General features: G+C 40.0%; 12 protein-coding genes. 6 read left to right on the top strand and 6 right to left on the bottom strand.

The window, feature by feature from the left end:
- Positions 1-58 precede the first annotated feature (58 nt).
- From EPA86_RS16730 to EPA86_RS16755, 6 genes are all read right to left on the bottom strand, one after another.
- Positions 59-994: a hydroxymethylglutaryl-CoA lyase gene (locus EPA86_RS16730; RefSeq protein WP_140605533.1), complete on the bottom strand. Its 936-nt coding sequence runs from the start codon at positions 992-994 to the stop codon at positions 59-61.
- Positions 994-3024 carry an acetyl/propionyl/methylcrotonyl-CoA carboxylase subunit alpha gene (locus tag EPA86_RS16735; protein WP_140605534.1) on the bottom strand — a complete coding sequence of 677 codons (2031 nt, stop codon included), beginning with the start codon at positions 3022-3024 and terminating at the stop codon, positions 994-996. Before EPA86_RS16735 ends, EPA86_RS16730 begins: the two co-directional genes overlap by 1 nt.
- Positions 3025-3846 carry an enoyl-CoA hydratase/isomerase family protein gene (locus tag EPA86_RS16740; RefSeq protein WP_140605535.1) on the bottom strand — a complete coding sequence of 274 codons (822 nt, stop codon included), beginning with the start codon at positions 3844-3846 and terminating at the stop codon, positions 3025-3027.
- Positions 3847-3852: 6 nt separating this feature from the next.
- Complete coding sequence (locus EPA86_RS16745) at positions 3853-5460, bottom strand: carboxyl transferase domain-containing protein (protein WP_140605536.1); 1608 nt, start codon at positions 5458-5460, stop codon at positions 3853-3855.
- Positions 5461-5529: 69 nt separating this feature from the next.
- Positions 5530-6699 carry an isovaleryl-CoA dehydrogenase gene (locus EPA86_RS16750; RefSeq protein ID WP_140605537.1) on the bottom strand — a complete coding sequence of 390 codons (1170 nt, stop codon included), beginning with the start codon at positions 6697-6699 and terminating at the stop codon, positions 5530-5532.
- A 9-nt stretch (positions 6700-6708) separates the two neighbouring features.
- Entirely contained in the window at positions 6709-7113 is a 405-nt protein-coding gene (locus tag EPA86_RS16755) for a MerR family transcriptional regulator (protein ID WP_140605538.1), read from the bottom strand.
- 303 nt (positions 7114-7416) lie between these two features.
- On the opposite strand from EPA86_RS16755, the gene EPA86_RS16760 reads away from it, so the two are divergent.
- From EPA86_RS16760 to EPA86_RS16785, 6 genes are read left to right on the top strand one after another with little or no spacing between them, the layout of a single operon-like run.
- Positions 7417-8601, top strand: a complete 1185-nt coding sequence (locus EPA86_RS16760; protein ID WP_140605539.1) for an acetyl-CoA C-acyltransferase — start codon at positions 7417-7419, stop codon at positions 8599-8601.
- Between the two features lie 22 nt (positions 8602-8623).
- Positions 8624-9781 (top strand): acyl-CoA dehydrogenase family protein, encoded by a 1158-nt coding sequence (locus EPA86_RS16765; protein WP_140605540.1) that lies wholly within the window; start codon positions 8624-8626, stop codon positions 9779-9781.
- A 35-nt stretch (positions 9782-9816) separates the two neighbouring features.
- Positions 9817-10593 carry an enoyl-CoA hydratase gene (locus EPA86_RS16770; RefSeq protein WP_140605541.1) on the top strand — a complete coding sequence of 259 codons (777 nt, stop codon included), beginning with the start codon at positions 9817-9819 and terminating at the stop codon, positions 10591-10593.
- A 10-nt stretch (positions 10594-10603) separates the two neighbouring features.
- Positions 10604-11740 (top strand): enoyl-CoA hydratase/isomerase family protein, encoded by a 1137-nt coding sequence (locus tag EPA86_RS16775; RefSeq protein ID WP_140605542.1) that lies wholly within the window; start codon positions 10604-10606, stop codon positions 11738-11740.
- 30 nt (positions 11741-11770) lie between these two features.
- The gene (gene mmsB, locus EPA86_RS16780; protein ID WP_140605543.1) at positions 11771-12661 is read left to right on the top strand and encodes a 3-hydroxyisobutyrate dehydrogenase; all 891 of its coding nucleotides are present in this window, start codon (positions 11771-11773) and stop codon (positions 12659-12661) included.
- Positions 12662-12672: 11 nt separating this feature from the next.
- Positions 12673-13434 carry an SDR family oxidoreductase gene (locus EPA86_RS16785; RefSeq protein ID WP_140605544.1) on the top strand — a complete coding sequence of 254 codons (762 nt, stop codon included), beginning with the start codon at positions 12673-12675 and terminating at the stop codon, positions 13432-13434.
- Positions 13435-13920: the final 486 nt, after the last annotated feature.

Consider the following 13920-nt stretch of genomic DNA (forward strand, 5'->3'; position numbering starts at 1 on the left):
TTAATCGATATTATTACTAACAGCTTGTTATATTAATTTTTAGTGTTAACTGCTGTGATTAGCCATTTGCTTTCGCAAAATAGGCATTAGAAACCTTTGAAACTGGTGGCTTTTTGAGCTTCTCACTGATAAGCCAGCCTGCTTCAAGCAATAAATCAAAATCGATACCTGTTTCAATATTTAAGCCATTTAATAAATACACTACATCTTCTGTAGCAACATTACCTGATGCGCCTTTAGCATAAGGACAGCCGCCAAGGCCTGCAATAGCACTATCGACGACTGATATCCCTGCTTGTAATGCAGCGTAAATGTTAGTTAACGCCTGCCCATAGGTATCATGGAAGTGAACAGCGAGTTTTTCTCTTGGCACTCGGGCGCTCACAGCGCGTATCATTTCAGTTACACTGGCAGGGTTACCAACACCAATAGTGTCGCCAAGCGATATTTCATAACAACCCATTTTGAATAGTTTTTCAGCAACATCAGCAACTTGCTCTGCTGAAATGTCTCCTTCATAAGGGCAACCTAGTACACATGAGACATAACCGCGCACTTTTATGCCTGCTTTATTAGCTGCAGCCATAATAGGCTGAAAACGTTCAAGGCTTTCATCAATTGAACAATTGATATTTTTTTGGCTAAAGCTTTCAGAAGCTGCGCCAAATATGGCAACTTCATCAGCATTAACAGCCATTGCTGCTTCAAAACCCTTCATATTGGGTGTTAATGCGGCATAAGTGACTGACGCATTGCGGTTAACAGTTTGAAATACTTCACTAGAGGTTGCCATTTGAGGCACCCATTTTGGGGATACAAAACTGCCACTTTCAATATAACTGACACCTGCTTGAGCCAGTTTTTCTATTAGGGTAACTTTGTCTCGGGCACTAACGGGTATGCTTTCATTTTGCAAACCATCGCGAGGACCAACTTCAACAATTTTTACTCTATTTGGTAAGTTTGCTAACTTATTGATGTTGCAATGGTTCATTAAGAGTCCTCGGTTGGAGTGAAAGCTAATAATTCAGCACCACCATCCACCATATCACCTGCATTGAAAAATACTTCATCGACTGTGCCAGCGCTTGGTGCTTTGATTGTGTGTTCCATTTTCATCGCTTCCATAATTACTAAGGCTTGATCTTTTTCTACTTGCTCACCAGAGGCAACAAGTATACTGACCATGGTACCGTTCATCGGCGCTGTTAAGCCGCCGTTGGCATCTTGTGAGTCAAGGTTACCGCAGTCAGGTAATATGTGACTGAAGCTAAAGACACCATTTTCACGATAAATACTTAAGTTGTTTTCAACATGTGAGACAGTGGCTTGACTTCTATGACCATTGATATTAACCGTGATCAAATCATTGTAGATCTCACCTTGGCAATCAACGCTTTGTATTACTTTATTGTCATTACTGATATTAATAAGGTAATAACTGTCAGTGCCTTGTCTTTTTTGTTCAACAGACACATCATATTCAATCTCATTATGAGCTAAGGTTAATTGATGCAGGTGAGCTTCATTAAGTCGCCATGCATTAGTTAAATGCCAAGGCGAGTTTGGATCTGTCGTTAAGTTTGCCGCTTCACTCGATTTTTTCTGTAAAGATAGCACTAAATACAAGGCTGCGATGGGCAGCTCATTTGCTAGAGATTGACTGTCTTTATGAAAAATTAAATCATTATTTTTTTCGATAAAGCCGGTATCAATATCTTCATCTAAAAAAGGTTTGGACGTCGCTAAGTTATAAAGGAAGTCAATGTTTGTGGTGACGCCATTAATACGATATTCACTTAGTGCTTTTGCGAGACGCTGTAATGCTTTATCACGATTTTCATCCCATACAATTAGCTTAGCTATCATAGGATCATAAAAAACGCTGACTTCATCGCCTTGTCTAACACCGGTATCTATCCGAACATGCTTGCTTTCTATGGGGGTTTTTAATAAAGCTAATTTACCTGTAGCAGGTAAAAAGTCGTTGTTTGCATCTTCTGCGTATATACGAGCCTCAAATGCATGGCCATTTAATACGAGTTCAGCTTGTTTTTTGGGTAATGGTTCATTTGCAGCGACACGTAATTGCCATTCAACTAAGTCTTGTCCACTAATCATTTCAGTGACAGGGTGCTCAACTTGTAAACGGGTATTCATTTCCATGAAATAGAAAGAGCCATCAACATCAAGAAGGAATTCTACCGTTCCTGCACCTTGATAACCTATCGCTTGTGCTGATTTTATTGCAGCTTCACCCATCTGCGCACGTAATGATTCACTCATTTTAAATGCAGGTGCTTCTTCTATAACCTTTTGGTGTCTACGCTGCACTGAACAATCACGTTCAAATAAGTACACGGCATTTTGATGGTTATCACAAAAGACTTGAATTTCTACATGACGAGGTTGGGTTAAATACTTTTCAACGAGCATCGTGTCATCACCAAACGAAGACATAGCTTCTCGTTTAGCTGCGGCTAAACCTTCATTGAATTCTGCTTCACTCCAAACTTGGCGCATGCCCTTACCACCACCACCGGCTGTTGCTTTTAATAATACCGGATAGCCCATTTCATCAGCGGCAGCTTTGATGACATCAGCAGATTGATCATCACCATGGTAACCAGGAACTAATGGCACATTGGCATTTTCCATGATGGATTTTGCCGCTGATTTTGACCCCATCGCTTCAATTGCTGCAACTGGCGGTCCTATAAAAGTAATATTTTCTTGGGCACACGCTCGACAGAAATCGGCATTTTCTGATAAAAATCCATAGCCAGGATGAATCGCTTGGGCGCCAGTCATTTTTGCGGCTTCAATGACTTTATCAGCAACAAGATAACTTTCTCTTGAAGGAGAAGGACCTAAATAAACAGCTTCATCGGCCATATGAACGTGCAGTGCATCTTGATCGGCATCTGAATACACAGCGACGGTAAGCACACCCATTTCTTTGGCAGTTTTGATAATACGACAAGCAATTTCGCCACGGTTGGCAATTAATATTTTACTGAACATTTAATTATTCCTTTTATCATTAGCGCCAAGGTGCCAATTTGCTGTGCGCTTTTCAAAAAAAGCTTTAAGACCTTCTTGACCTTCATCAGAGACTCTAATGTTGGCAATTCTTTCACTAGTATCAGTTAGTAGCGTTTGATTGACCTCTTTATATGCAACATCAAAAGCTAACTGTTTTGCTTGTTGCATCGCTTGAGGGCCATTTGCTAACAAGGTAGCAATCATTTTATCCACTTCATTTGAGAGCAAGTCTGGTTCAACTACCTCATCAACCAAACCTAATTGCAATGCTTTATCGGCAAAAAATCGCTCGGCTGTTTGGAAGTAGCGTCTGGCGGCTTTTAAGCCGATTGCTGAAACCACATAGGGACTAATTGTTGCGGGAATGAGGCCAAGCTTGACTTCGCTTAAGCAAAAGCTCGCTTTGTTACTAGCAATAACAATATCGCAGCAACTAGCAAGGCCTACAGCACCGCCAAATGCCGCGCCTTGAATTTTAGCAATGGTTGGCATTGGTAGAAAATTTAATGCTTTTAACATGTTAGCTAAGGCGTTGGCATCTTTTAAATTATCTTCATAAGAATAGCCAGCCATGCGTTTCATCCAGCCAAGATCTGCACCAGCACTAAAGCTTTTTCCTTCAGAGGCAAGCACCATAACCCTAATATCATTTCTTTCGGCAAGTGATTGAAAAGTATCAGTTAACTGCTTGATAATATCATCATCAAAAGCGTTATGTTTTTCACTGTTATTTAACGTAACTGTGGCTACACCTTGCGAATCAATGTGTAGTAGCACTTTGTTATTTTGTTGACTAGTCATGGACACCTACATTCTAAAGATACCAAACTTGGTATCTTCAATTGGCTTATTAAGTGATGCAGAAATGGCTAGGCCTAGAACGTGTCTAGTGTCGGCAGGATCAATAATGCCATCATCCCATAGACGAGCTGAGGCATAATAAGGATGACCTTGATGCTCGTAATTTTCCATAATGGGCTTTTTAAACTGTAGCTCTTCTTCTTCACTCCAGCTTTCTCCTAGTTTTTCTTTTTTATCTCGAGTCACCTGTGCCATTACCCCAGCAGCTTGCTCGCCGCCCATGACAGAAATACGCGAATTAGGCCACATAAATAAAAAGCGAGGATCATAAGCTCTACCACACATACCATAGTTACCTGCACCAAAGCTGCCACCAATTAAAATGGTAAATTTGGGGACTTGTGCAGTTGCTACTGCGGTAACCATTTTGGCGCCATGCTTTGCAATACCACCTGACTCATATTGTTTACCTACCATAAAGCCGGTTATATTTTGTAAAAAAACTAATGGGATCTTGCGCTGGGCACAAAGTTGTATGAAATGAGCGCCTTTTTCAGCGGATTCACCAAAAAGTACACCGTTATTCGCAACGATACCGACAGGATAGCCATAAATATGGGCAAAACCACAGACTAGAGTATTGCCATAAAGGGCTTTGAATTCATCAAAGTTACTCCCGTCGACAATACGAGCAATAACTTCTCTCACATCGTAAGGCTGGCGAGTATCTTTTGGAATGATGCCATAAATTTCACTGCCATCGTATTCCGGTTCGCTAATGGCTTCGAATTTAATAGAAACAGGTTTTTCTCGGTTTAAATTGCTTACCGCACTGCGAGCAATCTCTAACGCGTGATGATCGTTTTGAGCATAATGGTCAGTAACACCAGAGGTTCTACAATGAACATCTGCGCCACCTAAATCTTCTGCACTAACTACTTCACCTGTTGCAGCTTTTACTAATGGAGGGCCCGCTAAGAAAATTGTACCTTGCTCCTTAACAATGATTGATTCATCTGCCATAGCCGGTACGTATGCACCACCGGCAGTACACGATCCCATGACTACTGCTATTTGTGGAATACTTTGTGCCGACATATTAGCTTGATTGAAAAATATGCGACCAAAATGCTCTTTATCAGGAAAAACATCGTCTTGATTAGGTAAATTTGCACCACCTGAATCGACAAGATAGATACAAGGTAAGTTATTTTCTTGAGCAATGGTTTGTGCTCGAATATGCTTTTTAACGGTTAAGGGGTAATAAGTCCCCCCCTTAACGGTAGCATCATTAGCAACAATGACACATTCTTGACCACCAACACGGCCTATGCCAGTAATAATACCAGCGCAAGGCACATTATCTTCATATACTTTATAAGCGGCGAGTTGCGAAAATTCTAGAAAAGCTGAGCCGTTATCGAGTAAAGCATTCACTCGATCACGTGGTAATAACTTACCTCTATCGGTGTGGCGTTTACGGCTTCTATCGCCACCACCTTGTTTAACATCACTTAATTTAGCGCGTAAGTCATCAACCTGACTTTGCATGTGTGCAGCATTATCAATGAAATCTTGGCTGCGAGTGTTAATTTTAGAAATTATTTTAGCCACAATAAAAAACCTTCAATAGGAATAGCAAGTTGGTGGAGAGCTATATAAAAAATATAGCTCTCGATTTGATTAGTTAGATTCGTTGAATAATTCGCGACCTATTAGCATACGACGAATTTCTGAAGTACCAGCGCCAATTTCATAAAGCTTAGCATCACGTAATAAACGGCCTGCTGGGAACTCATTGATATAACCGTTTCCACCTAATAGTTGAATGGCATCTAAAGCCATCTTAGTTGCAAGCTCAGCAGAATATAAGATAACGCCAGCAGCATCTTTACGGGTTGTTTCACCACGGTCTGCCGCTTGTGCACACATATACGCATAAGCTTTTGCTGCGTTCATTTGTGTGTACATGTCAGCAATTTTTCCCTGAATTAGTTGGAATTCACCAATGGATTGACCGAATTGTTTTCTGTCATGAATATATGGCACAACAAGATCCATACAAGCATCCATAATACCAAGTGGACCACCTGTTAAAACTAAACGTTCATAATCTAGGCCAGACATTAGAACACGAACACCTTTGCCTTCTTCACCTAAAATATTTTCAGCAGGTACTTCACAGTTTTCAAACACGAGTTCACAAGTGTTAGAACCACGCATACCTAACTTATCGAGTTTTTGGTGTCGAGAAAAACCAGGGAAATCACGTTCAACTATAAAAGCTGTGATCCCTTTAGAGCCTGCAGAAGTATCGGTTTTGGCATAAATAACATAAACATGGGCATCTGGTCCGTTAGTGATCCACATTTTATTGCCATTTAGAATATATTTATCACCCTGTTTGTCAGCTCGTAACTTCATACTAACAACATCAGAACCGGCATTAGGCTCGCTCATCGCTAACGCACCAATATGTTCACCCGTACAAAGTTTAGGTAAGTACTTAGCTTTTTGTTCATGTGAACCATTTTTGTTTAATTGATTTAAACAAAGGTTAGACATAGCTCCGTAACTTAAACCGACAGAGGCTGAAGCTCTGGAAATTTCTTGCATTGCAACCATATGTTCTAAATAACCTAAACCAGAACCACCGTATTGTTCATCGACAGTCATACCTAATAGGCCTAGGTCTCCAAATTTACGCCATAAATCCGCGGGGAACTCATTGTCTTCATCGATTTGAGCCGCCCTTGGTGCAATTTCGTCTCGAGCAAAGGCATTTACGGTGTCACGTATCATTTCAACGGTTTCGCCTAAATTAAAGTTGAGTGAGCTGTATTGTGAAATCATGAGGTATCCTTAATTTTGTTCAGCAGTTATGTTGGCTAATGTGTTTTGGCAATTACTTTCCAGATCATTGAGTTCTAGAAGTACGGCATTAATATCTTCAAGCTGTTGCTTTAAATCACTTTTTTTCTGTGCGATGAGGTCCATCATAGTAGACAACTGTGTTACACTTGTTTTGTCTGCATCGTAGAGTTCAAAAAGTCTTCCTGTTTCAGCAAGGGAAAAACCTAATCGTTTACCGCGCAGAATTAACTTTAGCCTAACTCTATCTCTTTGATTATAAATTCGAGTTTGACCTTTACGACTTGGATGCAACAGCCCCTGATCTTCATAAAAGCGTATGCTTCGGGTTGTTATGTCGAATTCTTTAGATAGTTCACTTATCGAGTATCGAGCTTGACTTGCTTTTGTATTCATTGCCTTGCCATCGTTATTATTCTATAAACTCACCTTACATGAAGTTTACGTAAACGTAAAGTTGGTGAGTGTTGTTTTTCTTTAGACTAGCAAAGATTACTGACTATCATGATTCAAGTTTTTAAAAATTCTCTAAGGAGTGTAACTCATAGCTTACACTCTCGAAATCGAACATAAAGACTAGTACTAAAGTTTACGTTGGCGTAAAGGTAATATTAAGTTACGCTTAATAGATTATTTTTCGTATTTTATAAGTTCAATCAAATGAGCTTAAAATCATTTCATTAATTTTTGGAGATTTTCATGTCGACACACGATCCTATTGTTATTGTCTCAGCTAAGAGAACACCTATGGGTGGTTTCGGTGGCTGTTTATCTGGCGTTGATGCAACACAGCTAGGTGCATCTGCAATTAAGGCAGCAATGGCTGAGGCTAACATTGCCAATGATCAAGTTGATGAAGTAATTATGGGATGTGTTTTACCAGCAGGTTTAAAACAAGCGCCAGCTCGTCAGGCTGCTATTGCAGCAGAGTTAGACCTATCAACGGTTTGTACCACTATTAATAAAGTATGTGGTTCTGGTATGAAAGCCGCAATGCAAGCTCATGATGCAATTTTAGCTGGCTCTATTAATGTAGCAATTGCTGGTGGTATGGAAAGCATGAGTAATGCGCCATATATTTTGCCTAAAGCGCGCTCAGGTATGCGTATGGGACATGGTCAAGTGATTGATCATATGATGCTAGATGGTTTGGAAAATGCCTACGATGGTATTTCTATGGGGTGTTTTGCCCAAGAAACGGCAGATGAAACAGGTTTTAGCCGTGAAGAAATGGATACGTTTGCCATTCGTTCATTAGAGCGAGCGAATAATGCCATTGAAACAGGTGCGTTTACCAACGAAATTACTCCGGTAACTGTTAAATCAAGACGTAACGAAACTGTGGTTGAAATAGATGAGCAGCCTGGCAACGCACGTCCTGATAAAATCCCATCACTTCGCCCAGCATTTAAAAAAGATGGCACTATCACCGCAGCAAATTCAAGCTCTATATCAGACGGAGCTGCTGCGTTAGTAATGATGAAATTATCACAAGCTAAAGAGCAAGGCTTAACTCCACTATGTAAAGTCGTTGCCCATGCAACACATGCTCAAAAGCCTGCTGAATTTACGGTTGCGCCAGTAGGTGCGATGAACAAATTGCTTGATAAGGCAGGTTGGACAACTCATGACGTGGATTTGTTTGAAATCAACGAAGCGTTTGCCATGGTAACTATGCTAGCAGTGAAAAACTTAAATTTAGACATTAATAAAGTTAATGTTAATGGTGGTGCATGCGCCCTAGGCCACCCATTAGGCGCTAGTGGTGCTCGAATCATAGTGACATTAATTCACGCATTGAAGAATAAAGGTTTATCTAAAGGTGTTGCCTCTTTATGTATTGGTGGCGGTGAAGCCACGGCAATTGCTTTAGAAATGCTATAAGCGAATAAATTAGGAATAGAAAATGAATTTTGATTTAACTGAAGATCAGCAAATGTTTGCTGATACGGCAAAACAATTTAGTGATAGTGAACTCCTTCCTAACGCGGCTAAATGGGATCAGGAACATATTTTTCCTAAAGAGGTCATAGCAAAAGCAGGCGAGTTAGGCTTTTGTGGTTTATATGCCCCTGAAGATGCCGGAGGTTTAGGCTTAAGTCGTTTAGACTCATCGATTATTTTTGAACAAATGGCGATGGGCTGTACTACTACGACGGCAATGATGACTATTCATAATATGGCAACATGGATGATCGCCACATGGGCAACTGATGGTGTTAAAGAAGCTTGGTGTCCTGAATTAGTAACAGGCGAAAAACTAGCATCATACTGTTTGACTGAGCCTGGCTCTGGCTCTGATGCGGCTTCATTAAGAACAAGCGCTAAAAAAGATGGTGACCATTATATTGTTAATGGCTCAAAGATGTTTATTTCAGGCGCTGGCGAAACAGATGTACTTGTTGTAATGGCTAGAACGGGCGAAGCAGGCCCTAAAGGTATATCAGCATTAGTTATTCCTGCTGATGCTGAAGGTGTTATTTACGGTAAAGCAGAAGAAAAGCTTGGCTGGAATGCACAACCAACACGATTAATCACCTTTGATAACGTTAAAGTTCCTGTAGAGAACTTACTTGCTTCAGAAGGAGAAGGTTTTACTTTAGCGATGAAAGGGCTTGATGGCGGCCGTATTAATATTGCGACTTGCTCTATTGGTACAGCACAACAAGCATTGAATACGGCGATGGAATACATGCAAGAGAGGCAACAATTTGGTAAACCTATTGCCGCTTTTCAAGGCTTACAATTTAAACTAGCAGATATGGCGACAGAGCTTGTTGCGGCCAGACAACTTGTGCGGTTAGCAGCCTATAAGCTAGATCAAAACGATCCAGAGAAAACTGCTTATTGTGCTATGGCGAAACGTTTTGCGACAGATATTGGTTTCCAAGTTTGTGATGCCGCACTGCAAATTCATGGTGGGTACGGTTATATCAAAGAATATCCAATTGAGCGTCACTTTAGAGATGTAAGAGTTCATCAAATTCTCGAAGGAACAAATGAAATTATGCGTCTTATCATAGCAAGACGACTGCTAACTGAAGGTGCTGGTCAATTATTGTAACCACACAGTCATAATTTTTATATTTAGGATTCGAAATGTCTGATTATTTATTAGTTGAGAAAAACGCAAACACTGCTGTAGTGACGTTTAATAACCCTCCGGCACATACCTGGACTGCACAAAGCTTAGCAGATCTTCGTGATTTAGTTTTAGAATTGAATGAAGATAAAGATATCTATGCATTAGTACTTACGGGCGGTGGAGAAAAATTCTTCTCAGCTGGCGCAGATTTAAATGTTTTTGCTAGTGGTGATAAAACCGTGGCACAGGATATGAGTGATATTTTTGGTCAAGCCTTTGAAACATTATCTCAATTTAGAGGAGTTTCTATCGCGGCTATCAATGGTTATGCCATGGGCGGTGGTTTAGAAGTCGCTTTAGCCTGTGACATCAGAATTGCTGAACAACATGCTGTTATGGCTTTACCTGAAGCGACAGTCGGCCTTTTACCTTGTGCCGGTGGTACACAAAACCTCGCTATTTTAGTAGGTGAAGGTTGGACTAAGCGTTTGATTTTATGTGGTGAGCGAATCGATGCTGCTAAAGCACAAACTATTGGGTTAGTAGAAGAGGTTGTCCCATCAGGGGAAGGTTTATCAACAGCAGTAGAGCTTGCTAAAAAAGTGGCTAAGCAAAGCCCTGTTGCGGTTGCCGCCTGTAAAAAATTAGTTCAAAAACACCGTCATATGCCAATAAACGAAGCATTGCCTCAAGAGAGGCAAGCCTTCGTAGATTTATTCGACTCAGAAGATCAAAAAGAAGGGGTTCAAGCCTTTTTAGAAAAGCGCAAACCTGTTTGGCAAAATAAATAAGGCATAGATCATGACAGACAAAACACAAGTCGTTCTCTTTGAAGAACAACTATGCGATAACGGTAAAAAAGTCGCTATTGCTACATTAAACTCACCGCGCTCACTTAATGCGCTTAGCGGTGAGATGATTGATTTGTTATATCCTCAATTATTAACATGGCAACAAGATGATGACATTGCACTTGTGTTACTAAAAGGTGAGGGTGAAAAAGCTTTCTGCGCTGGTGGTGATATAGTTCATCTTTATCAAGAAATGAATAATCATCGTGGTGATTACGCTCCTGCAATTGAAGAGTACTTTGTTAAAGAGTATCAATTAGATTACTTAATTCACAGTTACAATAAACCTTTTGTTGTTTTGGGTGGTGGTATTGTGATGGGCGGTGGTTTAGGCATGATGGTTGGAGCAAGTCATCGTATTGTGACTGAATCATCACGAATTGCTATGCCAGAAATAAGTATTGGTTTGTATCCAGATGTTGGTGGGAGTTATTTTCTAAACAAAATGCCCGATGGTATAGGGTTATTTTTAGGACTGACCGGTGCCAGCATTAATGCAGCTGATGCAAAATACAGTAAATTAGCTGATTACTTTATCTCCCAAGATAAAGAAGCGCAGTTTGTCGAAAACTTATTAGCGATTAACTGGGGGGATACGGTTTCTTTAAATCATGAAAAGCTCTCAGCACTAACCATAGAGTTTGAGCAACTGAGTCAAACTAAGTTACCAAAATCGTATTTAAGGGAACATCAAGCACTAATATCGCAACTAGTTAATGCTGATAGCCTCAAAACTATAGTAGATAACATCATTTCCCATGACATTGATGACAAATGGTTTAATCGTGGGCAAAAATCATTAAAGCATGGCAGTCCATTGAGTGCACAAATCACCTACCGCCAACTAGAAAAAGGCCGAGGTTTAACGCTAGCAGATTGTTTTAGAATGGAACTGAACCTTTCAGTTAAATCTGGTCAGTTTGGTGAGTTTGTTGAAGGGGTTCGTGCTTTGCTTATCGATAAAGATAACCAGCCAAAATGGCGTTATCCATCAGTTGAAGAGGTAGATGAAAGCACAATCGATTGGTTTTTCATCAATAAGTGGGACGAAGGTAAACATCCACTTCAATCACTTACAATAAAATAAGATTTTTAAAAACTTTAAGAGGATAGGTTAATGGCAACGATTGCATTTATCGGATTAGGTAATATGGGTGGCCCTATGGCTATCAATTTAGTTAAAGCAGGTCATCAGGTTTGTGTATTTGACTTATCTGCTACAGCAGTAAATCAAGTAGTTGAACAAGGCGCTACAACAGCTACGAAAGCTTCAGATTGTGTAGATGGTGCTGATTTTATTATATCTATGCTTCCTGCAGGTAAACACGTAGATGCTGTTTACCTTGCTGAAGAAACAGGTTTGATCAACTATATTGCAGCTGGAAGTATCGTTATAGATTCCTCAACAATTGATACTGCAACCTCACAAAAAGTTGCAAAGGCGCTAGCAGTAAAAGGCATTGAGTTTGTCGATGCTCCCGTTTCAGGTGGTGTTGGTGGTGCAGTTGCTGGAACATTAAGCTTTATGGTTGGTGGTTCAACAGGTGAGTTTGATAGAGTTCAGCCAGTCCTTTCTGCAATGGGTAAAAATATATTCCATGCTGGTGATCACGGTGCCGGTCAAGTGGCGAAAGTGTGCAATAACATGTTGCTATCGGTATTAATGGTTGGAACCAGTGAGGCACTTCAATTAGGCATAGCGAACGGATTAGATCCTAAAGTGTTATCAAATATAATGAGCAAAAGTTCAGGAAGTAACTGGACTTTAGATGTTTATAACCCTTGTCCTGATGTAATGGAAGGTGTTCCTTCTTCAAATGACTATCAAGGTGGTTTTATGGTTGATTTAATGGCAAAAGATTTAGGTCTTGCTATGGAAACAGCTTTAATGAGCCAATCTTCAACGCCTATGGGCGCCTTAGCTAGAAGCTTATATGCTATGCATGCTGCATCTGGTGAAGGTAGTAAGGATTTCTCCAGTATTTTTAAATTATTTAATAAAGAATAAAGTGAAGCATAATGAATTTACAAGATAAAACAATTGTCATCACAGGTGGTGGACAAGGCCTTGGTAGAACAATGGCGATCAGTTTGGCAAAAAGTGGAGCAAATATTGCGCTAATTGATTTGAATGAAGAATTATTACAAGAAAGTACAGCATTAATTGAACAAGAGGGTGTAAAGGTACGCTATTACATCGCTAATGTGAGTGTTGAAAGTGATGTTGAAACAACGTTCAGTAAGATTAATGAAGATTTCAATGGTATAGATGGCTTAGTAAATAACGCTGGTATATTACGCGATGGCATGTTTGTTAAAGTAAAAGATGGCAAAGTAGCTAAGAAAATGTCTATAGAAAACTTCCAATCAGTTATTGACGTTAACTTAACTGGCGTTTTCCTTTGCGGTCGTGAAGCAGCAGTTCATATGATTGAGTCTGGTGGTGAAGGTGTCATTATAAATATGTCTTCAATCGCAAGAGGAGGTAATATAGGCCAAACGAACTATGCTGCAGCAAAAGCAGGTGTCGTTGCGATGACCACAACTTGGGCTAGAGAATTAGGCCGACACAATATACGTGTTGGTGCAATCGCGCCAGGGGTGATCAGAACAGCAATGACTGATGCAATGAAGCCTGAAATGCGTGACAGACTAGAAAAAATGAAACCTGTTGGACGTCTTGGTGAAGCTGATGAAATAGCTCATACCGCTAAGTATATTTTCGAGAATGACTTCTTTACTGGTCGTGTCGTAGAAATTGATGGCGGCCTATGCATGTAATCAATTACTCATAAAAGTTCAGGTTCAAAGGTTGTTTTTTGATTAAATTGTGCAACCTTTGAACACTTAGACTAATATAAGTAAATAATTTGCATTTTAGGGTTGACCCAGCGAAGAAAATCTCTAAAATGCGCATCCACTTCAACGGGGCAACTCAGGAAGGTTTGTGTAGGAAATACATAGTAGGCCGTATCAAGGAGATGAAAGGTCTGTTTTGACAAGTTAAGTGATTTGATTAAGAAACATTTAACCCAGTTAACGTTAAAAAGTGAGTTAAAAAATAAATCACTTTTTTATAAAATAAACGTTGACATCAAAACTAGGAAGCGTACAATGCGCATCCGCTTCGGGGCAAAGCTTACGAAGTTCACTGATTAACGAATGCGATTAATCAGTGTTCCATACGGAACAAATTCTTTAACAATTAGTTATCATGCAATTTGTGTGGGCACTCACTCAGATGTTGATTTTACATAGTCCATTGGA

It is taken from the genome of Litorilituus lipolyticus (assembly GCF_006439335.1).
GTDB classification, from domain to species: Bacteria; Pseudomonadota; Gammaproteobacteria; order Enterobacterales; family Alteromonadaceae; genus Colwellia; species Colwellia lipolytica.

Excerpts from the sequence above, each read along its gene's own strand:
- mmsB (WP_140605543.1), top strand. The coding sequence starts at position 11,771 with ATGGCAACGATTGCATTTATCGGATTAGGTAATATGGGTGGCCCTATG.
- EPA86_RS16785 (WP_140605544.1), top strand. The coding sequence starts at position 12,673 with ATGAATTTACAAGATAAAACAATTGTCATCACAGGTGGTGGACAAGGC.
- EPA86_RS16750 (WP_140605537.1), bottom strand. The coding sequence starts at position 6,699 with ATGATTTCACAATACAGCTCACTCAACTTTAATTTAGGCGAAACCGTT.
- EPA86_RS16775 (WP_140605542.1), top strand. The coding sequence starts at position 10,604 with ATGACAGACAAAACACAAGTCGTTCTCTTTGAAGAACAACTATGCGAT.
- EPA86_RS16740 (WP_140605535.1), bottom strand. The coding sequence starts at position 3,846 with ATGACTAGTCAACAAAATAACAAAGTGCTACTACACATTGATTCGCAA.
- EPA86_RS16755 (WP_140605538.1), bottom strand. The coding sequence starts at position 7,113 with ATGAATACAAAAGCAAGTCAAGCTCGATACTCGATAAGTGAACTATCT.
- EPA86_RS16760 (WP_140605539.1), top strand. The coding sequence starts at position 7,417 with ATGTCGACACACGATCCTATTGTTATTGTCTCAGCTAAGAGAACACCT.
- EPA86_RS16770 (WP_140605541.1), top strand. The coding sequence starts at position 9,817 with ATGTCTGATTATTTATTAGTTGAGAAAAACGCAAACACTGCTGTAGTG.
- EPA86_RS16735 (WP_140605534.1), bottom strand. The coding sequence starts at position 3,024 with ATGTTCAGTAAAATATTAATTGCCAACCGTGGCGAAATTGCTTGTCGT.
- EPA86_RS16765 (WP_140605540.1), top strand. The coding sequence starts at position 8,624 with ATGAATTTTGATTTAACTGAAGATCAGCAAATGTTTGCTGATACGGCA.
- EPA86_RS16730 (WP_140605533.1), bottom strand. The coding sequence starts at position 994 with ATGAACCATTGCAACATCAATAAGTTAGCAAACTTACCAAATAGAGTA.